The sequence below is a fragment of the Brevundimonas sp. genome (assembly GCF_024711105.1).
GTDB lineage: Bacteria > Pseudomonadota > Alphaproteobacteria > Caulobacterales > Caulobacteraceae > Brevundimonas.
This window is the reverse complement of record NZ_JANJTL010000146.1, coordinates 1-20,362: the sequence shown is the minus strand read 5'-3', so window position 1 is coordinate 20,362 and position 20,362 is coordinate 1. Positions and strand designations below refer to the sequence as shown.

Below are 20,362 nucleotides of genomic sequence, written 5' to 3'. Positions count from 1 at the left end.
TGCCTCGATCGCGGCGGGTCTGGCGGGCGCGCCGGCCGAGGAGCTGGCCGGAACCGTGGGGCGCAACGAGGTCCGCTTCATGGGCGCCGGGGTCCTCGGCGTGGCGGCTATCTGGACCCTGATCAAGCTGGCCGGTCCGCTGATCGGCGGCCTGACCTCGGCCCTGGCCGCCAACAAGCGTCGTCAGTCTGGCGAGGCGCTCGACATCGTCGAGCAGGACATCCCGATCACCACCGTGGCCCTGCTGTCGCTGGTGTCGCTTGGCGGCATCGGGGTGCTGCTGTCGGTGGTGTCCACCGCCATGGGCCTGGGCTCGGCCGGGATGCTGCTGGTCGTCGGCGGGCTGATCTACGTCATCGTCATCGGCTTCGCCGTGGCGGCCATCTGCGGCTACATGGCCGGCCTGATCGGCTCGTCGAACAGCCCGGTTTCGGGCGTCGGCATCCTGGCCATCGTCATCGCCTCGCTGCTGATGCTGGTCGTTCTGGGCATCAGCGGTCTGCCGGCGGATCCGTCGGTGGTGGCCTTCGCCCTGATCGTGACCGCCATCGTCTTCGCCGTGGCGGTCATCGCCAACGACAACCTGCAGGACCTCAAGACGGCCCAGCTGGTCCAGGCCACGCCCTGGCGCCAGCAGACGGCGCTGATCATCGGCTGCGTGGCCGGGGCGCTCGTCATCCCGTTCGTGCTGAACCAGCTGAACGCCGCCTTCGGCTTCGAGGGCGGACCGGCCGGCATCGCCGACCAGCCGCTGGCGGCGCCCCAGGCGACGCTGATCTCGGCGCTGGCGCGCGGGGTGATCTCCGGCGACCTGCGCTGGGACCTGATCGGGGTCGGCGCCGTGATCGGCGTGGCCGTGATCATCCTGGACGAGGTGGCCCGGCGGGTCAGCGGCAACAAGATCAAGCTGCCGCCGCTGGCGGTGGGCATCGGCTTCTACCTGCCGGCGGCGGTGACCTTCATGCTGGTCATCGGCGCGGTCTGCGGCTTCATCTACAACCGCACCGTAGCCGGGAAGTCCTACGGTGAGGTGGCCCGCCGCATGGGCGTGCTGCTGGCCTCGGGCCTGATCGTCGGCGAGAGCCTGTTCGGGGTGCTGAACGCCGCGACCATCGTCGGCACCGGCAACGCCGACTGGGCCGCGGTGCTGGGCGTCGGCGAGGGCTGGCCGGCCATGACGGTGGGCATCGTGGTCTTCGCGGTGCTGACCCTGGTCCTCTACCGCTGGATCATGTCCCGCTCGGCCAAGGTCTAGGTTCAGACGTGGGGCGAGGGAAACCTCGCCCCACAGCTACGTCCGGGCCTGACGGATTCGGCGATTGACTCTCGAAGCGGTCGGAGTCCCTATGAGAACAAATAGGAAACATTCATGCGCGCCTCTCCTCAAAGGCTGGAGGCGTTGCGGCGCCGGCTGGCCTCGATCGAGGACCGGGCGCCCAGCGACGCCGGCCGTTTCACCCTCGGGATCGACCGGCTGGACTCCGCCCTCGGCGGCGGCCTGCTCAGAGGCGGGCTGCATGAGGTCTATGCGGAGGCCGGAGGCGACAGTCCATCGGCCTTCGGCTTCGCCGCCCTGCTGGCCGAGCGTGCCGGAAGCCGGCCGGTCCTCTGGGTCTCCCAGGACATGGTCGACCATGAGGCGGGCGGGCTCTATGCGCCGGGTCTCGCCGAGATGGGGGTGGATCCCCGCAGGCTGATCCTGGTGCGGGCGCGCGATCCGACCAGCCTGCTGCGCGCCGCCCTCGAGGGGGCCCGCTGCCCCGCGCTCGCCGCTGTCGTGATCGGGGTGTGGGGGCGGCCCAAGGTGCTGGACCTAACCGCCACCCGGCGCCTGTCCCTGGCCGCCCAGGTCTCGCGCGTGAGCCTGCTGGTGGTGCGGGCGGGCGCCGAGCCGGAGCCCAGCGCGGCCGAGACCCGGTGGTCCGTCCAGTCCATGCCGTCTGTCGCACTCGAGGCCAATGCGCCGGGCCGTCCGGCCTTTTCTGTCCGGCTGCTGCGCAGCCGATCCGGGGCCTCGCCCCAAGCGTATTTCGTGGAGTGGGATCGTGCCACGCGATCTTTCGTCGAGCGCCCGCCGCTATCTGGCGGTGTGGTTCCCCTTTCTGCCGACCGACCGGCTGCGGCTGCGGCTGCGGATGTCGCCGTCCTCCGGCGCGCCGGCTGAGACGCCGGTCGTCCTGGTCGAGACAGTCAAGGGCGCACTGCGCCTGACGGCCTGCGAGCCGGCAGCGCTGAAACTGGGACTGTCCGTCGGCATGACGCTCGCCGACGCCCGGGCCCGCACGCCCCGGATCCGCAGCCTGATCCACCGCCCGGAGAAGGACGCCGGACTGCTCCGGCGGGTGCTGGCCGACTTCGACCGGTTCACCCCGATGGCCGCGCTGGAGGGGCCCGACGGCCTGATGCTGGACGTCACCGGCTGCGCCCATCTCTTCGGCGGCGAAGACACCATGCTCAAGACGGTGCTCGACCGGAGCGGACGGCTCGGCCTCCAGGCGCGGGCCGCTATGGCCGGCACGCCCCAAGCGGCGCGGGCCCTGGTCCGCTTCGGAGCGGGCGGGGTGATCCCCGAAGGCCTGGACCTGCCGGCGGCGCGGCGGCTTCCGGTCGCCGCCCTGGAGCTGGCCGCGGCCGACCAGCAGGCGCTGCTGCGCGCCGGGCTGAAGACCCTGGCCGATCTCGACGACCGGCCCCGCGCGGCGCTGAGGGCGCGCTTCGGCGCAGCCATGACGGCCCGGCTGGACCGTACGCTCGGGCTGGAGGATGTCCGCATCACGCCGGTGCGCCCGCCCGACCCCTGCGTCGTCGACCTCGTCCTGGCCGAGCCGATCACCGGGACCGAGGAGGTGGAGCGCGTCCTGTCAGACCTGATCGACATGGCCGTCGCCCGGCTGGAGCGGACCGGGGAGGGCGGCCGGGTGTTCGAGGCTGCTTTCTTCCGCGTCGATGGCCGGACCCGACGGATCGCGGTCCGCACCGGTCGCCCGTCGCGGAACGCGGCAGCGATCAAGCGCCTGTTTCAGGAGCGGATGGCGGCGCTGGCCAATCCTCTGGACCCCGGCTTCGGCTTCGACCAGCTGCGCCTGTCGGTGCGGGTCGCCGAGCGGCTGCCCTATGCGCAAGTCGGACTGGAGGGAGGCTCCGATCGCTCCGCCGATCTCGATGGGCTGGTCGACCGGCTGGCGGCGCGGCTGGGCGAGGCCTCGGTGCTGCGTTTCGAGCCGCGCGACAGCCATCTGCCCGAAAGGGCCATGGGCCTGGTCGCCGCCTCGCGCGCCCAGCCTGACTGGCCGGATCCGGAGCCGGACGAAGTCCCCACGCGGCCCCTGCGTATGTTCGATCCGCCCCAGCCGATCGAAACCCTGGCCCTGGCCCCCGACAGCCCGCCGCGCCGCTTCCGCTGGCGCCGGGTGATGCATGAAGTGGCCCGCGCTGAAGGCCCTGAGCGCATCGCGCCCGAGTGGTGGCGCGAGCCCGACGGCCGCACCCGCGACTACTATCGGGTCGAGGACCGCCAGGGCCGACGCTTCTGGCTGTTCCGCCAGGGCCTCTACGGCGAGGCGGACGAGCCCCGCTGGTTCATCCACGGCCTGTTCGCATGACCGCCTATGCGGAGCTGGCGGCGGCGACCAACTTTTCCTTCCTGAGGGGGGCGTCGCGGCCCCAGGACATGGTGTTGACGGCCATCGGGCTCGGCCTGTCGGGTCTCGGGATCGCCGACCGGAACACCTTGGCCGGGGTGGCGCGCGCCTGGGCGGCGCTGAAGAGCCTGCGCGAGGACGGCCTGTCGCCGCCCACGGTGATCCGCCAGGGCGGCGGGCCCGGCGAGATCGCCTATGTCCCCAATCCGCTCGACGATCCCGACCTGCGCGAGGAGATCCAGCGTCGCGCCCACGACTTCAAGCTGGCCATCGGCGCGCGGCTGGTCTTCGAGGACGGCGCGCCCGAGATCCTCGCCTATCCGGAAACCCGCCACGGCTGGGGCCGGCTGTGCCGCCTGCTGACCAAAGGCAATCTGTGCGGCAGGAAGGGCGAGTGCCGCCTGCGCCTGCCGGACCTGCTGGCCGACCCCGAGGGCCTGCTGCTCATCGTCATGCCGCCCGCTCGCCTGGGCGGGTTCGACAGGGCGCTGGGCCAGGTCTCAGCCGCCGCCCCGGGGTCGGTCTGGCTGGGCGCGGCCATGACCTATCGTGGTCAGGACCAGAGGCGGCTCTCGGCCCTGGTCCGACTGTCAGAGACCGCCGGGACGCCGCTCATCGCCACCAACGACGTCCTCTATCACGCCGCCGGGGAGCGGGACCTCCAGGACGTCCTGACCTGCATTCGGGAAGGGGTGCGGATCGACCAGGCCGGCCGGTTGCTGCAGGCCAACGCCGAGCGCCATCTCAAGACGCCGCAGGAGATGGAGCGCCTGTTCCGCGCCGCGCCCCGGGCCCTGGCCGAAAGCCGCGACTTCCTGGCCCGCATCGCCTTCGACCTGGGAGAGCTCCGCTACGAGTATCCGGAGGAGCCCATTCCGCCGGGCCGGACGCCCCAGGCCTGGCTGGAGGAGCTGACCTGGCGGCGCGCCGACGTCCGCTATCCGGACGGCGTGCCCGACAAGGTCCGGGCCACCCTGAACAAGGAGCTGGCCTATATCGGCGAGCGCAACCTGGCGCCCTATTTCCTGACCATCCACGACATCGTCCGCGTCGCCGAGGACCGGCGCATCCTGTGCCAGGGACGCGGCTCGGCGGCCAACTCCGCGGTCTGCTACGTGCTGGGCATCACCTCGGTGGACCCGGCCTGCAACGACGTGCTGTTCGAGCGCTTCCTGTCGGCGGACCGCAACGAGCCGCCCGACATCGACGTCGACTTCGAGCACGAGCGGCGCGAGGAGATCATCCAGCACATCTACGAGCGCTATGGCCGCCATCGCGCCGGCATCGCCGCGACCGTGATCCACTATCGGCCGCGCAGCGCCATGCGGGAGGCCGGCAAGGCCCTGGGCCTGACCGAGGACGTCACCGCCCGGCTGGCGGGAACCCAGTGGGGCCACTGGGGCTCGGACATCCCCGACGATCACATCCGCCAGGCCGGGCTCGACCCCGCCAATCCCATGATCCGGCGAGCCGTGCGGATGGCCCAGCGGCTGCTAGGCTTTCCCCGCCACCTCAGCCAGCACGTGGGGGGCTTCGTGCTCACGCGCGGGCGGCTGGACGAACTGGTCCCGATCGGCAACGCGGCCATGGCCGACCGCACCTTCATCGAATGGGACAAGGACGACATCGACGCGCTCGGCCTGATGAAGGTCGATATCCTGGCGCTCGGCATGCTGACCTGCATCCGCAAGGCTTTCGACCTGATGAGGGTGCACGAGACCGGCGCGAACTACGAGCTGGCGACCGTCCCGTCCGAGCAGGCCGACGTCTACGATATGCTGGTCAAGGGCGACTCCCTGGGCGTCTTCCAAGTCGAGAGCCGGGCCCAGATGAACATGCTGCCGCGTCTCAGGCCGCGGGAGTTCTATGACCTGGTCATCCAGGTCGCGATCGTGCGGCCCGGCCCGATCCAGGGGGATATGGTCCACCCCTATCTGCGCCGCCGCCACGGGCTGGAGCCCGTCGAGTACCAGTCGCCGTCCCCCGAGCACGGGCCCCCGGACGAGCTGGAGCAGGTGCTGAGGAAGACCCTGGGCGTGCCCCTCTTCCAGGAGCAGGCCATGAAGGTGGCCATGGTGGCGGCCCAGTTCACCGACCGGGAGGCCAACGGACTGAGGAAGGCCATGGGCACCTTCCGCGGCGACGGGACGCTCCACACCTACGAGGACCGCTTCGTCAGCCGGATGATCGCGCGCGGCTACGATCCCGCCTTCGCCCAGCGCTGCTTCGACCAGATCAAGGGCTTCGGCTCCTATGGCTTTCCGGAAAGCCACGCGGCCTCCTTCGCGCGGCTCGTCTACATCTCCAGCTTCATCAAATGCCGCTACCCGGCGGTCTTCGCCGCGGCGCTCCTGAACAGCCAGCCGATGGGCTTCTATGCGCCTGCCCAGATCGTGCGCGACGCCCAGGAGCACGGGGTCGAGGTCCGGCCGATCGATGTGAACCACAGCTGTTGGGACAACACCCTGGAGGGGCCGCCCGGCGCGCTGGCGCTCAGGCTGGGCTTCCGCCAGATCGACGGCTTCCGCGAGGCCTGGGCGGACGAACTGGCCGCCCGCCGGAACCGCCCCTACGACAGCGTCGAGGACCTGCTGCGGCGCGGCGGCCTGACGGTCGCGGCCCTGCGCAAGCTCGCCGACGCCGACGCCTTCCGCTCGATGGGCCTGGACCGGCGCGAAGGGCTGTGGGCGGTGCGCCGCCTGCCCGACGACGATGCGCTGCCGCTGTTCCAGGCGGCCCAGGCGCGCGAGCTGGGCGAGGAGACGGACGCGGCGCTGCCTCTCATGCGGCTGGGCGAGCACGTCGCGGCCGACTACCAGACCACGCGCCTCAGCCTGAAGGCGCACCCCATGAGCATCCTGCGGCCCGTCTTTGAGGCCGAGCGGGTCCGGTCCTGCGCCGCGCTCGCCGACCTGCCGCACGGGGCGCTGGTCAAGATCGCCGGCGTCGTCCTGGTCCGCCAGCGGCCGGGCGGCGGCAAGGCCATCTTCGTGACCATCGAGGACGAGACCGGCGTGGCCAACATCATCATGTGGGCCGACAAGTTCGAGGAATACCGCCGCGAGGTGATGAGCGCCCGCCTCATGGAGGTCCACGGCACGGTCGAGAAGAGCCCCGAGGGCGTCACCCACGTCATGACCCGCCGGATCGTCGACCGCTCCGCCGAGCTCCGCCGCCTGTCCGAGGACCACGACACCCGCGTCCAGCTCTCAGGCGCCGACGAGTTCGCCTACGGCCCCAAAGGCTCCGTCAGGCACCCGCGGGACGTGCGCATCCTGCCGGGCTCACGGGACTTTCACTGAGCGGCCGCGTCAAACGGCGAATATCTTGCCGGGATTCATCAGGTTCGCCGGGTCCAGCGCGCGTTTCAGGCCGGCCATGACCGAGACCGCCTCGCCGTGCTGGGCGATCAGGTGGTGCTGTTTGCCCAGGCCCACGCCGTGCTCGCCGGTGCAGGTGCCGCCCATGTCGAGGCCGCGTCGGACCATGCGGTCACTGAGGGACTTGGCTGCGGCGACCTCGGCGGCGTTCGCGGGGTCCACCAGCAGGATGCAGTGGAAGTTGCCGTCGGCGACGTGGCCGAGGATGGGACCGGTGACACCCGCCTCGTCGATGTCGGCGCGGGTCTCGAGGATGGCTTCGGCCAGGCGGGAGACCGGCACGCAGACGTCGGTGATCACCGCGGATGCGCCGGGGCGCAGCGCCATGGCGGCGAAATAGGCCTTGTGCCGGGCGTCCCACAGGGCGTCGCGCTCTTCCTGGGCGGCGGCCCAGCGGAACTCGCCGCCACCGTTGGCGGCGCACAGCTCGGCGACCAGCTCAGCCTGCTCCTTGACCGCCACGGACTGGCCCTGGAACTCGAGGAACAGGGTCGGGGTCTCCGCGTAGTCGGCCTGGCCGTAGGCGTTGAAGGCCTTCATCGAGAGCGCATCGAGCAGCTCCATGCGGGCCATGGGGATGCCGTACTGGACCGCCTCGATGACGGTGTTGACTGCGCCCTGCAGCGTCTGGAAGGGGCAGACGGCGGCGATCGTCTCCTCGGGCACGCCGTGCAGGCGTAGCTGGATCTCGGTGATCACGCCGAGCGTGCCCTCCGAACCTGTGAACAGGTTGGTCAGGTCGTAGCCGGCCGAGGATTTGCGGGCCCGGCCGCCGGTGGTGATCACGCGGCCGTCGGCCAGGACCACCGTCAGGCCCAGGACATTGGCCCGCATGCCGCCGTAGCGGACGGTGGTGGTGCCCGAGGCGTTGGTCGCGACCATGCCGCCGATGGTGGCGTCGGCGCCCGGATCGACGGGGAAGAACAAGCCCTGGTCGCGCAGCTCGGAGTTCAGCTGCTTGCGGGTGACACCCGCCTGGACCCGGCAGTCCAGGTCGGCGGCGTTGACCTGGAGAATGGCGTTCATCTCCGACAGGTCGAGGCTTAGGCCGCCGCGGGGCGCCAGGACATGACCCTCGACCGAAGAGCCGGCCCCGTAGGGGATGACCGGGAAGCCGTGCCGCGCGCAGATACGCACCGCCTCGGCCACCTCCTCGGTCGAGCGCGCCATGAGAACCGCGTCGGCCGGCAGATAGGGGTGGAAGCCTTCGACCGTCGCGTGATTGCGGCGCACGGCCTCCGCCGTCGACAGGGCGTCGCCGAAACGCGCGGCCAACTCGGCGATGGCGGCCTGGTTGGCCGAGGCGTCGCGGAGGTTCGATTGGCGAGCGTTCATGGCTGAAGAATACCGGAAGCGGCCGATTTCAGCGCGGGGCGGGCGTTTGCCTCGCGGCTCCGAGCCTGTGCCTGACCGGGTGTCAGCTGGTGGGCAGGCGCGCCGCGACCGAGCGGTCGAAATGGTCGTCCATGGCCTGGCGGGCCCCATCGGGATCGCGCAGACGGATCATTTCGGCCAGGGCGGCGTGCCGAACCAGCAGCTGCGCGTGGTGCTCGTCGGACCGCACGACGCTCCAGGCGGCGGGGATCGCCGTCTCCAGCATCGGCTCGAAGGAGGCGATGATGCGGGCGATCAGGGTGTTGCGGCTGGCTTCGGCGATGGCCTTGTGGAGCGCCAGGTCCAGCCGCATCAGCTCGTCCGACAGCGGCGGCGCCTTGGCCATGGCGGCGGCGAGCGCCGTGATGCGTGCGGCCTCCTCCTCGGTGCGGCGCACGGCGGCGAGCGCGATGGTCTCGGTCTCGAGCAGCCGGCGGGTCTCCCAGACGTCCTGGATGCTGATCTGCTCGGTGCGGACGGCGTGGTCCAGCGAGGCCGAGAACAGCGACGCCTTCATGGCGCTGACGCGCGGCCGCCTGCCGTTGGCGATATCGATGACGTTGAGCGCGGCGAGCGCGCCGAAGGCTTCGCGCACGACGGGACGGCTGACGCCCAGCATCTCGCCGAAACGGGTCTCGGAGGGCAGTTGATCACCGACCTTGAGGCCCTCGCGGCCGATATGCTCGGCCACCTGGCGCATCACGAACTGGACGCGGGTCTCGTCGGGCTGGGGCTGGATGCTCACGGCGGTCAAGCTAGCGCGTCCCGTGTCAGGCGGCGAGGGCGAGCGGCGCGCCGCCGGCGCGGCGATAGGTGGTCGGCGGGATGCCGAACCGTTTTGCGAAGGCCCGGGCGAAGCTGGCGTTGTTCAGATAGCCCGCCCCGTAGCCGATGGTGGAGACCGGCCGGCTGGTCGAGCGCAGGTCGGCGGCGGCCTTGAGCAGGCGCTGCTCGGCCAGGCATTCGGCCACGGTCTGGCCAAAGACGTCGCGGAAGCCCTGGGTCAGCTTGGCGCGGTTCAGGCCGCAGGCGCGGCTGATGACGTCGAGGGTCAGCTTCTCGTCGAAGCGGCTCATGATGACGCGGCGAGCCTCGATCAGGCGCTCCATCTCGGCCATCGACAGGCCGGCCGAGGAGGCGTTGGGCGTCAGCGACAGGGTGGCGGCGCGTTCCAGGATCTCGCAGGCGAACTCCTGGCACTTGGCGCGGCGGTAGAGGTCCAGTCCGGGCCCCGAGATCGACGGGAAGGCGGCGGCCAGGGCGAGGCCGGTCAGGGCCTCTGGCAGATAGTAATCCCCGCTGCGCTGCTCGACGACGCGGGCGAAGTCGCCGTGGGCCAGGAGGGTCAGGCAGAGGTCGCCGGGCTCGCAGGCGTCATCCCCCAGACCGTCGAGATCGCCGGCCGAACGCAGCGTCAGCCGTGCGACGAGTCCCGTGCGGCCCTCGGCCGGCCAGCGCAGGGTGCAGCGGATGACGGCGGCGCCGCCGCCTCGCGCCACGGCGCGCCAGGCGCCCTGGCCGCCGCCGTCGATGAAGGCGCGAAGCTGCTCCCCGAGGTCGAGATCCAGCTCCGGCGCAATGTGCGGGGTGGCTTCGGTCATGGCGTTCCTTCCCGGTCGGCTCTGAGAGCTCGTTATCCGGGAATAGATACCTGTCAGACAGGTCTGTCAATACCTGTATGACAGGTGGCGCTGGTCAGGTTCGATCCAGGCACGCCTCGCCGAGGTCCGCCAGACGCGTCGCGCCGGTAAGCGCCATGGCGACGCGCATTTCCGCCTCGATCAGCTTTAGCAGATGCGCCACGCCCGCCTGTCCGCCGCCGGCCAGCGCGTAGGCCCAGGCCCGGCCCAGCAGGACGCCCTTCGCGCCCAGCGCCAGCATGCGCACGACGTCGAGGCCCGATCGGACGCCTCCGTCGACCAGCACAGTCATGCGGTCGCCGACCGCCTCGGCGATCACGGGCAGGGCGCGGGCGCTGGAGACGACGCCGTCCAGCTGACGCCCGCCGTGGTTGGAGACGACAATGCCGTCGGCGCCTACGCGGACGGCCTCGCGCGCGTCGTCGGGGTCGAGAACGCCCTTGAGGACCAGCGCACCATCCCAGTTGGCGCGGATGAAATCGAGATCCTTCCAGGTCACGCTCGGATCGAAGTTCGCCCCGATCCAGCCGAAGAAATCTTCCAGCCCCGAGTCGCGGCCGAGCATGGGCGCGATGTTGCCGAGCTGATGCGGCCGGCCGTGGAGGCCGACGTCCCAAGCCCAACCAGGACGCGAAGCGATCTGGGCCCAGCGGGCGACCCGACCGGCGAGGCCGGGGGACGGGACGAGGCCTGATCGCACGTCGCGGTAGCGGGCGCCCGCCACCGGCAGATCGACGGTCACCACCAGGGTCCGGCATCTTGCATCTCGCGCCCGAGCCAGCAGGTCACGCATGAAGCCGCGATCGCGCGTCATGTAGAGCTGGAACCAGAGCGGTGCGGAGACCACGGCCGCCACCTCGTCGAGCGAGCAGACCGACATGGTAGAAAGGCACATCGGCACGTCCGCCCTGTCGGCGGCGCGCGCAGCCTGAACCTCGCCGCGCCGCACCGACAGGCCGCTCAGGCCGACCGGCCCCAGCACGACCGGCAGGGACTGCCGCCGACCGAACAGCTCGGTTGAGAGGTCGATCTTCGAAACGTCCCGCAGCACCCGCTGGCGCAGGGCGACCGCCTCCAGGTCCTCGATGTTCCGGCGCAGCGTGACCTCGGCGTAGGCGCCGCCGTCGATGTAGTCGAACAGGAACCGCGGCAGGCGCCGGCGCGCCCGTTCACGATAGTCCAGGGGGCTGGCGATCCTCACGCGTCCTCCAAATGTCCAGGCCTGAAGCGCGAAGGCCCGCCGGCGGTCGCCGACGAGCCCTCAACCCCCACACCCCTGGGAGTATGCCTTAGAAGTCGTAGCCGAGGCGAACCCCGACGCGGCGACCGTCGCCGATCAGGCCCAGGCTGCCCAGCGCCGGCAGGCCGGCCACGGTCAGCACCGAACTGTCGATGTAGGATTCATAGTACTCCGTATCGAACAGGTTGTTCGCGAACACCGCCAGCTCGAGGTTGTCCCGGCGCCAGGCGATCGTCGCATTGGCGAGGAAATATTCCTCCAGCTGCGGCGAGAAGGTGTTCGACAGGGACGCGCCCTGGCGGTCGCCCTTGCCGAAGACGCCGGCCGAGAAGTCGAGCTCGCCGCCCTGGAAGGGTACGACGTAGTTCGTCTGCAGGCTGACGGTCCAGTCCGGCTCGAACGGGAAGCGGTCGCTCGGCAGGGTCCGGCCGGTCGTGGCCGTGTAGCGCGCGGTGTCGGTGAAACGCGCGTTCTGGAAGACGAAGCCGCCGCGCACGGTCCAGGCGTCGGTGACGAAGGCGGTGAACTCACCCTCGATGCCGATGGCGCGGGCGTCACCCGAATTCAGGTTGATGCCCACGATGCCGACGCCCGTGGTCGACGGCGCCAGCGAGTTCTGACCGATCACATCGCTGTAGTCGTTGTAGAAGACCGCGCCCGAGAGCAAGACGTCGCCGCCCGCCATGCGGGTGCGGCCGCCCAGCTCGTAGGTCCAGACCGAGTCGCCATCCCACAGCGGGTTCGGCGCGCCCGGGCCGTTGGCGCCGCCGCCGCGGAAGCCGCGCGCGATCGAGGCGTAGACCATCGACTCGCCGAAGGACCGGCGAAGTGCCACCCGCGGCTGCCACTCATCAGCCTCGTAGCTGGACGAGAAGCCGGTGCCGGCGACCGAGTCCACGGTCTGATGGTCGAAGCGCAAGCCGACCGAGAGCTCCCACTCCGGCGCGAAGTTCCAGAATACGGTGCCGAAGCCGGCCCACAGGTTGATGTCCGTGTCGGCCGTCGCCGTCGAGGAGATGCCGAGCGGCGTAATGGTGGTGGTGGACGACGAGAAGCTGTCCTGGGTCGAGGCGAAGACGCCGACCAGGGTCGACAGGGTGTCGCTCCAGCGGGTGTCGAAGCGCGCCTCGCCCGTGGTGGTGCGCAGCTCTCCGAAACCGGTGCCGGTGGCCAGCGGGATCGGTTGGAAGTCCGAGTCGCCCGCGCCTTCGAAGTCACGGCGGTCGTGGGCCACGATGACGGTCATATCGGTGTTGCCGAAGGGCACGATGAGGCGGCCGTTCAGTCCCGAGTAGTCATAGTCCGACTCCGAGCGGACGTTGTACTGGCTGTCGTCGCGGTAATCCGTCGGTCCGGTGGTTACGGCGTAGAGCGGGAGCGTTCCCTCGACGTTGTCGTAGTAGGCGTTGACGGTCAGTTCCGCATTGGCCGGAAGCACGAAGCGAAGCGCGCCGCGGATGGTGTCCTGATGTAGGCGGTTGGCGTCGTCGTAGCCCAGCAGGCTGTTTTCGACGAAGCCGTCGCGGTTCTGCGTGCCGATCGACAGTCGACCCTGGATCGCGCCTTCCACGATCGGACCCGCGATGGTGCCGCCGACCGTGTAGAAGTTATCGGGCCCCGCGTAGGCCGCGCTGATCCGGCCTTCGACCACGTCCGAGGGCTGCCGGGTGGTGATGTTGATCGCGCCGCCCAAGGTGTTCTGGCCGAACAGGGTGCCTTGCGGACCGCGCAGGACCTCCACCTGCTCCACCGCGAGAGTCGGACTGTTCAGATAGGAGGTATTGGCCTGGTAGACTCCGTCGACGAAGATGCCGACGCCCGGCTGGACGTTGTCCAGCAGGGTGATGCCGACGCCGCGGATGGAGATGAAGCCCCGGCCAGCTGCGTCGGAGTTGATGTTCAGCCCGGGCGTGACCTGCGCGATCTCGCGGATGGTCTGGAACTGACGATCCTCGAGCGTCTCGGAGGTGACAGCCGTCACCGCGACCGGCACGTCGAAGAGCCTCTCCTCGCGCTTGCGCGCCGTGACGATGACTTCGCCCACCGCGGTGGCGTCCTCCTGCCCGTCCTGGGCGGCGGCGGTGTTGGCGATGGAGAGCGAGGCGAGCGCGCTGGCCCCCAGCAGTAGCGCCTTACGATAACGCATTCGGATTTCCTCCCGGACGCAGGTGCGCGCCGATGTATGCGAGACCTATCTGACAGGTCAGCGTTCGGCGAGGGAAGCCGTCTCGGCGCCACAGTCTGTGCCGAGCGGCATGAATCCTTGTCCGCCGCCGGAGGGATCTGCAAACCGCCCGGCGCGCTGCAAGGCCGCCGTGCAGGCCTGCACAGGCTTGTGCGTCGTGCGCGGGCGGGGGTCCGGCTAAGTGTGGCGCATGATCCAGACGGTCGTATCCATTTCGAGCGGCAAGGTGCGCGGCGTGCGCGAGAACGGCGTCGCGCGATTCCTGGGGATTCCCTACGCCGCCGCGCCGGTCGGGCCGCTTCGCTTCAAGGCGCCTCAACCGCATCGCGCCTGGGAGGGCGAGCGTGATGCAACCAGGTTCGGCCCGACCGCGCCTTACCAGCTCGCCGACTTTGAGGCGCTGGACATCGCACCCCTCGTGGGCAGCGGCTGGGTTCAGGGCGACGACTATCTGAACCTCAACGTCTGGACGCCCGACGAGAAGGTCGCCGGCCTGCCGGTCATGGTCTTCATCCATGGCGGCGCCTGGGTCGGCGGCGCCGGCTCGGCCCCCGCGCACGACGGCGCGACCTTCGCCCGTGACGGGGTGATCTGCGTCACCATCAACTACCGCGTCGGCGTCGAGGGCTTCCTGCCGCTCGAAGGCGCCCCGACCAACCTGGGCCTGCGCGACATGATCTGCGCGCTGGAGTGGGTCCAGGCCAACATCACGGCCTTCGGGGGAGACCCGTCGAACGTGACCGTCTTCGGTGAGTCGGCCGGGGCCATGTCGATCGCCGACCTGATGGCGGCGCCCAGGGCCAGGGGCCTGTTCCGGCGCGCCATCATCCAGAGCGGCCACGGATCCATGACCCGGTCGATCGAGACCAACCGAAAGGTCACGCGACGCATCTCCAAGCTCATGGGCGTGCCCGCGACTGCGGAGGGCTTCCGTCGCACCACGTTGCAGCAGGGCATGGACGCGCTGGCCAAGGTGCAGCAGCCCAACTCCGGCCTCGACCTGCGTGGGAGCAACGGGCGAGAGCCGACCTACGGCCTGTCGAAGTTCACGCCGGTCCACGGCGACGACCTGCTGCCCGTCCAGCCGCTGGAGGCTGTTCAGAACGGCGCCGGCGCCGAGGTCGACCTGCTGATCGGGACCAATGCCGAGGAGATGAACCTCTACTTCGTCCCGACCGGCGTCCGCGCAAAGATCAACGGCTTCCTCGCACGGTTCCTGCTCGGCCGGGTCGAGCGGAACGCGGGGGCCATTCTCAAGGCCTACCGCAAGCCCGGCAAGCGCGCCGGCCACGCCTTCACCGAGGCGCTGAGCGACCTGGTGTTTCGCTGGCCCGCGCGCGTCTTCGCGGCCGCCCACAAGGGCCGGACCCACATGTACGAATTCGACTGGCGGTCGCCGGCCTGCAACGGCGAACTCGGAGCCTGCCACGGCATCGACGTGCCGTTCGTCTTCGACACGGTCGAAAAGGGCGTCGGTCCCAAGGGCATCCTGGGCGAAACCGCGCCCACCGAGCTGGCCGGCCGCATCCACCGGATCTGGGTGGACTTCGCCAAGGACGGCTCCCTGCCCTGGCCGGAATACACGGCCGACTCGCGCCAGGTGTTCCAGCTGGCCAAGGGCGAGGTCCGCACCGAGACGGACGCCGACTTCCCCATCGCCCGCAGCTGGCGGCCCTGAGGCGCATGTATCTCGGACGCTTCAAGCTGACCGACCGCGTCGCCTTCGTCACCGGAGGCGCGTCCGGCATCGGCCTGTCGACGGCCGAAGCGTTCGCAGAGGCCGGGGCGAAGGTCGTGATCGGCGACCTGACGCAGGACGCGCTCGACGCCGCCATCGCGGCCCTCGCTGACAAGGGTTACGCCGCTGAGGGCGTGATTATGGACGTCACCGACTCCGCCCGCGTCTCGGAGGTGTCCGACGAGATCGCGGCCCGCCACGGCCGCGTTGACGTGCTGGTCAACAACGCAGGCATCGCGCTCTCGGAGATCGACGCCGAGGATATGTCGAACGAACGCTGGCTCAAGGTGCTCGACGTCAACCTGAACGGGACCTTCTGGTGCGCGCGCGCTTTCGGGCGGCACATGCTGGCCCAAGGGTCGGGCTCGATCGTCAACGTTGGCTCGATGTCCGGCTTCATCGTCAACCGGCCGCAGGGCCAGGCCCACTACAACGCGTCCAAGGCCGCCGTGCACCACCTGACCCGCTCGCTCGCGGCCGAGTGGGGCGGGCGCGGCGTGCGCGTCAACGCGGTGGCCCCGACCTACATCGCCACGCCGCTCAACGCCTTCGCCGACCGCGAGGCGCCGATGTTCAAGCGCTGGATCGATTCCACCCCCATGGCCCGCCTCGGCGAGCCGGAAGAGGTCGCTTCGGCCATCCTGTTCCTGGCGTCGGACGCCTCCAGCCTGACGACCGGCTCCATCGTGCTCACCGACGGCGGCTACACCTGCTGGTGAACCGCTCGCCTCCCCTTTTCGCAAGGACTGACCTCATGGCCGAGACCCTGACCGCGACCGCCGCGCCCGAGGCGCCGCCGATCCGCCGGACCCTGTGGGGCGCGATCCTGGTCCTGGCCATTGCCGTCACGGCCGGCGCGACCATGCGCACGGTCTTCTCGCCGCTGCAGGAAGCCGCCAAGCAGACCCTGGGCCTCAGTGACGTGCAGCTGGGCCTGATCCAGGGGGTGGCCGTGGCCGTGCCCATGGCGCTGATCGCCCTGCCGCTCGGCTGGCTGGCGGATCACTCCAACCGCGTTCGCATCCTCATCGGCCTGTCGGTGGTGTGGACGGCGGGCATGGCGCTGACCGCCTTCGCCCAGGACTTCAACCTGCTGTTCGTGGCCCGGATGCTCGCCGGCGCGGCCGGCAACTTCGTGGTGCCCGTGGCCATCTCGGTCGCGGCCGACATGTGCATGCCCGAGCGGCGCGGCCGGTCGCTGCTGTTGCTGTCGCTCGGCAATGTGGTCGGCGGGGCGCTGGCCTTCGCAATCGGCGGGGCCCTGCTGGGCGCCGTGATGGAGAACAGCGCCCCGTCGCTGATGGGCCTGGAGCCCTGGCGCTCGGTCAGCCTGTGGTTCGCCATCGGCTCGGCGGTCCTGACCCTGCCGCTGCTCCTGCTGCGCGAGCCCGAGCGCCACGAGGTCGAGCAGGCCAACGCCGCGGTCAAGGCCGTGGCGAAGGCGCTGTGGGCGCGGCGAGGCTTCCTCGTGCCGCTGTTCGTTGGCCAGGTGGGCGTGGTCATGGCCGACATGGCCGCCGCCGTCTGGGCCGCGCCGGTGCTGGTCCGCAACTATGGCCTGACCCCCGCCGAATTCGGCGGATGGATGGGCGGGGGCCTGCTCCTGGCCGGGGTGGTGGGGTCCGTCATCGGCGGCTTCGGCGCCGACTGGGGCCACAGGCGGAAGCGCCGCGGCGGCATCCTGACGGCCGCCCTGATCGCGGCGGTGATCGCCGTGCCCGCCTCGCTCTATCCGCTGATGCCTTCGACGGAACTGTTCGGCCTGGCCTTCACCGTGCTGATGATCGCCGGGACCGTCGCCGGCCTGGTCACCGCAACGGCCATCGCCGTCCTTGTCCCCAATGAGGAGCGCGGCCTGTGCCTGGGCGCCTTCATGATTCTGGGCGCCCTGATCGGCATCGGGCTGGCCCCGCTGGTGGTCACCACCGCCAGCCAGGCCCTGGGCGGCGAAAGCCAGCTTGCGCTTGCGCTCGCCGTCACCAGCGTGGTGATCGGCGTCCTGTCGCTCGCCGGCTTCTGGCTGGCCATGCGCAACGCACCCAGGCCCGTGGCGGATTAGGTCTAGGAGGAAACTGGCGCACCCGACACGATTCGAACGTGTGACCTTTGCCTTCGGAGGGCAACGCTCTATCCAGCTGAGCTACGGGTGCGTGGGCCTTGCGGCGGAGGCGCTGCTTACAGCAGGACCGGGCGGGGCTCAATCCTTTGTCGGGTCGGGGCGATTGGCGTCGCCGTAGGTCATGGCGACGAAGACGTCCTCGAGGTCCGGGTCCTCGGTGGCGATGTCGCGGATGGTGACGCCGGAGGCGCGCACGGCGGCCAGAACCTGCTCCACGCTCGACTGGCCGGTGCGGTAGGTGACCACGAAGCTGTCGCCGCGCGGCGCGACCTCGAAGCCGGCGAGTTGGGGCGGCGCAGCCTGGGGCTCCTCGGGCGTGACCACGACATTGCGGGTGTCCATGCGGCGCAGCAGCTGGCCGGTGGGTTCGCAGGCCACCACCTCGCCGCGGTTCACGATGGCGATGGTGTCGCAGAGCTCCTGGGCCTCCTCGAGGTAGTGGGTGGTCAGGATGATGGTCACGCCGCGCGCGTTCAGTTCACGGACATAGGCCCAGAGCTGGCGGCGCAGCTCGACGTCGACGCCGGCGGTCGGCTCGTCCAGCACCAGCACCGGCGGATTGTGCACCAGCGCCTTGGCCACCATCAGGCGCCGCTTCATGCCGCCCGACAGGGCCCGGACATAGGCGTCGGCCTTGTCCGTCAGGCCCAGCGCGGCCAGCAGCTCGTCGGTACGACGCTCGTGCTTCGGAACGCCGTAGAAGCCGGCCTGGACCTCCAGCGCCTCGCGCGGGGAGAAGAAGACGTCCGCCGTGATCTCCTGCGGCACGACGCCGAGCGCGGCGCGGGCGTCGCGCGGCCGCTGGTCGATGTCGCGGCCCCAGATGACGGCCTTGCCCGAGGTCTTGCGGGTTATCCCGGCCAGGATGTTGATCAGGGTCGACTTGCCCGCGCCGTTGGGGCCCAGCAGGCCGAACATGGAGCCGCGCCGCACCTGCAGCGACACCCCCTTCAGCGCCTCCTTGTCGGGCGCGCCCTTGCGGCCCGGATAGACCTTTCTCAGGTCCTCGACCGAAAGGGCGTAGTCGGGCGTCGGCTCGGGAGCGCTCAAGGGCAGGGCCGTCCTTCGGCAGGGGAAAACAGGCGGCCATACGGCCGTTTGACGCGTCATCGCGCCCCGCCTAGTTATGTCGCCCCTTCGCCCACGCCAAGACCAAGGCCCGCCATGCCCCCGCGCCACCCCGAGGTTCCGGTTCCGCCGCCCGAGGAGATCGCCGTGAGCACCACCCGCGTGGCCTGCGACGGTGGCGGCGGGGCGCTGGGCCATCCGCTCGTCTATCTCGACATGGGCGACGAGACGGCGGTCGAGTGCGGCTACTGCGACCGGCGCTTCGTCCTGGCCCAGGCGGCGGGCGCCTATCACGACCCCTCGCCGCGCCAGGCGTCAGGCCACTAGGTCAGCGGCGCTCCTCGAAGGAGCGGTCGTGGCGCAGCTCGCGCCGCTCGACGTCCACCTGATAGCCGTCCAGCCGCTCGTCATAGTCCAGGTCGCGCCAGGCGACGGGCCGATAGGCCTCGCCCGAGAACAGGCCGCCGCGCACGCGCACCACGGCGTACTCGACCTGGCCTGAGCGCTTGTCGACCATGAAGTTGTGCACCTCGCCGACGCGGCGGCCGTGCAGGTCATAGACCGGCGCGCCCTCGACCTTGTCCGAGGCGATCAGCCGCTCGGTCTCCTCGCGCGGCAGCATGCGGCGCGTGTCCTTCAGGCTGTAGCGCCGGTCGGTGCGGCCAAAGTCCCAGTCGTCGCGCGCTCGCTCGCGCCGGTCGTCCCCGTCGTCGCGGACGTCGCGCCGGCCGTCGTGCTCGCGCGCCTCGACATAGCGAGGGTCCTCGCGCCGGGGCCGCTCGTCGCGCATCTCGCGGCCATAGCCGTCGCCCGGCTCGGCCCAGCTGCGCTCCTCGTCATAGGGGCGGCCATCCCGCGCGGAATGCTCGCGGCGATCGTCGAAGCGCGGCGCCTCGTCATAGCGCCAGTCGTCATCGTGGCGGTCATGTCGGTCACGGCCGAAGTCGTGAAACATCTCGGTCTCCTTTCTGGCTTGGGGTTCACAAGGACAACCGCACGGCCCGGGCCGGTGTTCCGAGGTTCCGCCGGGCGGGGCCGCGCCCGAGGTCCAGCTCCAGCGGGCGTCGTTGACCTTCTCCCCTTGCGGGAGAAGGTGGCCGAGCGCAGCGAGGTCGGATGAGGGGTCGACGAGGCCTATCCGGCCTGGACCGCGCCGCTGAGCCGCCCTTCGAAGGCTGATGCGCCGGCGCGACCCCTCATCCGTCATGCTTCGCATGCCACCTTCTCCCGCAAGGGGAGAAGGGACCCTATCTGCGGTCCGAAGGAGCGCCCCATGACAAAGACCCTGCGCATCGACTTCGTCTCGGACGTGGTCTGCCCCTGGTGCGCCGTGGGGCTGTGGAGCCTCAACACCGCGCTCGAGCGGCTGAAGGGCGAGGTGACGGGCGAGATCCGCTTCCGGCCGTTCGAACTGAACCCGAACATGGGCCCGGACGGGGAGAACATCGTCGAGCACATCGGCCGCAAGTACGGCTCCACGCCCGAGCAGTCGGCGGCCAACCGGGCGGCCATCCGCGAGCGGGCGGCTGCGGTGGGTTTCGAGATGAACCTGACCGAGGACAGCCGCATCTGGAACACCTTCGACAGCCACCGGCTGCTGCACTGGGCCGGCGAGATCGGCCCGGAGGCGCAGGCCCGGCTGAAGGCTGAGCTGCTCACCGCCCACTTCACCCGGAACCGCCCCCTCAACGACCCGGCGACCCTGGTCGCCGCGGCCGAGGCCGCGGGCCTGGACGGCGCCGAGGCCTGGGCCGTCCTCGCCGAGGACCGCTACGCCGACGCCGTCCGCGCCGAGCAACGCCTGTGGCTCGGCCGGGGGATCAACTCGGTCCCGGCGGTGGTGGTGGAGGACAAGTGGCTGATCTCCGGCGGCCAGCCGCCGGAGGTGTTCGAGGAGGCGCTGAGGCGGATGGCGGGGGAGGTCTAGGCCTCAGGCCGCCTTGCCCGGGCGGGGCGCCGTCTTGGGCGCGATGAAGC

At 70.5% G+C, this 20,362-nt stretch carries 16 protein-coding genes and 1 tRNA gene; 9 read left to right on the top strand and 8 right to left on the bottom strand.

Translation table 11 applies throughout. From position 1 onward, the window contains the following. The 4 genes from Q0M60_RS11345 to Q0M60_RS11330 form a co-directional block, all read left to right on the top strand. A partial coding sequence (locus Q0M60_RS11345; protein WP_296819424.1) for an oligopeptide transporter, OPT family occupies nucleotides 1-1,255 on the top strand: 1,255 nt, incomplete at its 5' end. Between the two features lie 114 nt (nucleotides 1,256-1,369). Then, nucleotides 1,370-2,164, top strand: a complete 795-nt coding sequence (locus Q0M60_RS11340; RefSeq protein WP_296819421.1) for a hypothetical protein — start codon at nucleotides 1,370-1,372, stop codon at nucleotides 2,162-2,164. After that, nucleotides 2,046-3,602 carry a DNA polymerase Y family protein gene (locus tag Q0M60_RS11335; protein ID WP_296819418.1) on the top strand — a complete coding sequence of 519 codons (1,557 nt, stop codon included), beginning with the start codon at nucleotides 2,046-2,048 and terminating at the stop codon, nucleotides 3,600-3,602. The genes Q0M60_RS11340 and Q0M60_RS11335 overlap by 119 nt, the downstream gene beginning before the upstream one ends. Beyond that, complete coding sequence (locus tag Q0M60_RS11330; protein WP_296819415.1) at nucleotides 3,599-6,943, top strand: error-prone DNA polymerase; 3,345 nt, start codon at nucleotides 3,599-3,601, stop codon at nucleotides 6,941-6,943. Before Q0M60_RS11335 ends, Q0M60_RS11330 begins: the two co-directional genes overlap by 4 nt. A 9-nt stretch (nucleotides 6,944-6,952) precedes the next feature. Here the strand turns inward: Q0M60_RS11330 and Q0M60_RS11325 are convergent, their stop codons facing one another. The 5 genes from Q0M60_RS11325 to Q0M60_RS11305 form a co-directional block, all read right to left on the bottom strand. Then, on the bottom strand, nucleotides 6,953-8,356 hold the full coding sequence (locus tag Q0M60_RS11325) for an FAD-linked oxidase C-terminal domain-containing protein (RefSeq protein ID WP_296819412.1): 1,404 nt from the start codon (nucleotides 8,354-8,356) through the stop codon (nucleotides 6,953-6,955). A gap of 82 nt (nucleotides 8,357-8,438) precedes the next feature. Then, nucleotides 8,439-9,140 (bottom strand): FCD domain-containing protein, encoded by a 702-nt coding sequence (locus Q0M60_RS11320; RefSeq protein WP_296819426.1) that lies wholly within the window; start codon nucleotides 9,138-9,140, stop codon nucleotides 8,439-8,441. A 25-nt stretch (nucleotides 9,141-9,165) separates the two neighbouring features. Then, nucleotides 9,166-9,996, bottom strand: coding sequence for an AraC family transcriptional regulator (locus Q0M60_RS11315; RefSeq protein ID WP_296819408.1), 831 nt, complete (start codon nucleotides 9,994-9,996; stop codon nucleotides 9,166-9,168). A gap of 94 nt (nucleotides 9,997-10,090) precedes the next feature. Continuing rightward, the gene (gene lldD / locus Q0M60_RS11310) at nucleotides 10,091-11,236 is read right to left on the bottom strand and encodes an FMN-dependent L-lactate dehydrogenase LldD (RefSeq protein ID WP_296819404.1); all 1,146 of its coding nucleotides are present in this window, start codon (nucleotides 11,234-11,236) and stop codon (nucleotides 10,091-10,093) included. Nucleotides 11,237-11,324: 88 nt separating this feature from the next. Continuing rightward, entirely contained in the window at nucleotides 11,325-13,421 is a 2,097-nt protein-coding gene (locus Q0M60_RS11305) for a TonB-dependent receptor (RefSeq protein ID WP_296819401.1), read from the bottom strand. A gap of 229 nt (nucleotides 13,422-13,650) precedes the next feature. Between Q0M60_RS11305 and Q0M60_RS11300 the strand changes: the two genes are divergently transcribed. From Q0M60_RS11300 to Q0M60_RS11290, 3 genes are read left to right on the top strand one after another with little or no spacing between them, the layout of a single operon-like run. Then, entirely contained in the window at nucleotides 13,651-15,138 is a 1,488-nt protein-coding gene (locus Q0M60_RS11300; RefSeq protein ID WP_296819398.1) for a carboxylesterase family protein, read from the top strand. A 5-nt stretch (nucleotides 15,139-15,143) separates the two neighbouring features. Continuing rightward, nucleotides 15,144-15,917 (top strand): SDR family oxidoreductase, encoded by a 774-nt coding sequence (locus tag Q0M60_RS11295; RefSeq protein ID WP_296819395.1) that lies wholly within the window; start codon nucleotides 15,144-15,146, stop codon nucleotides 15,915-15,917. Between the two features lie 35 nt (nucleotides 15,918-15,952). Beyond that, nucleotides 15,953-17,257, top strand: a complete 1,305-nt coding sequence (locus tag Q0M60_RS11290) for an MFS transporter (protein ID WP_296819392.1) — start codon at nucleotides 15,953-15,955, stop codon at nucleotides 17,255-17,257. A 14-nt stretch (nucleotides 17,258-17,271) separates the two neighbouring features. Here Q0M60_RS11290 and Q0M60_RS11285 read toward each other — a convergent pair. Together Q0M60_RS11285 and Q0M60_RS11280 are read right to left on the bottom strand one after the other, a co-directional pair. Continuing rightward, nucleotides 17,272-17,348: transfer RNA gene (locus Q0M60_RS11285), tRNA-Arg, on the bottom strand. A 47-nt stretch (nucleotides 17,349-17,395) separates the two neighbouring features. Next, a complete protein-coding gene (locus tag Q0M60_RS11280) occupies nucleotides 17,396-18,367 on the bottom strand; it encodes an ABC transporter ATP-binding protein (RefSeq protein ID WP_296819389.1) in 972 nt (323 codons plus the stop codon). Nucleotides 18,368-18,481: 114 nt separating this feature from the next. Between Q0M60_RS11280 and Q0M60_RS11275 the strand changes: the two genes are divergently transcribed. Next, a complete protein-coding gene (locus tag Q0M60_RS11275; RefSeq protein WP_296819386.1) occupies nucleotides 18,482-18,712 on the top strand; it encodes a zinc-finger domain-containing protein in 231 nt (76 codons plus the stop codon). A gap of 1 nt (nucleotide 18,713) precedes the next feature. Here the strand turns inward: Q0M60_RS11275 and Q0M60_RS11270 are convergent, their stop codons facing one another. Beyond that, on the bottom strand, nucleotides 18,714-19,340 hold the full coding sequence (locus tag Q0M60_RS11270) for a PRC-barrel domain-containing protein (RefSeq protein ID WP_296819383.1): 627 nt from the start codon (nucleotides 19,338-19,340) through the stop codon (nucleotides 18,714-18,716). A gap of 318 nt (nucleotides 19,341-19,658) precedes the next feature. Here Q0M60_RS11270 and Q0M60_RS11265 point away from each other — a divergent pair, with 318 nt between their 5' ends. After that, nucleotides 19,659-20,312: a DsbA family oxidoreductase gene (locus tag Q0M60_RS11265; RefSeq protein ID WP_296819380.1), complete on the top strand. Its 654-nt coding sequence runs from the start codon at nucleotides 19,659-19,661 to the stop codon at nucleotides 20,310-20,312. The last annotated feature ends 50 nt before the right edge of the window (nucleotides 20,313-20,362 follow it).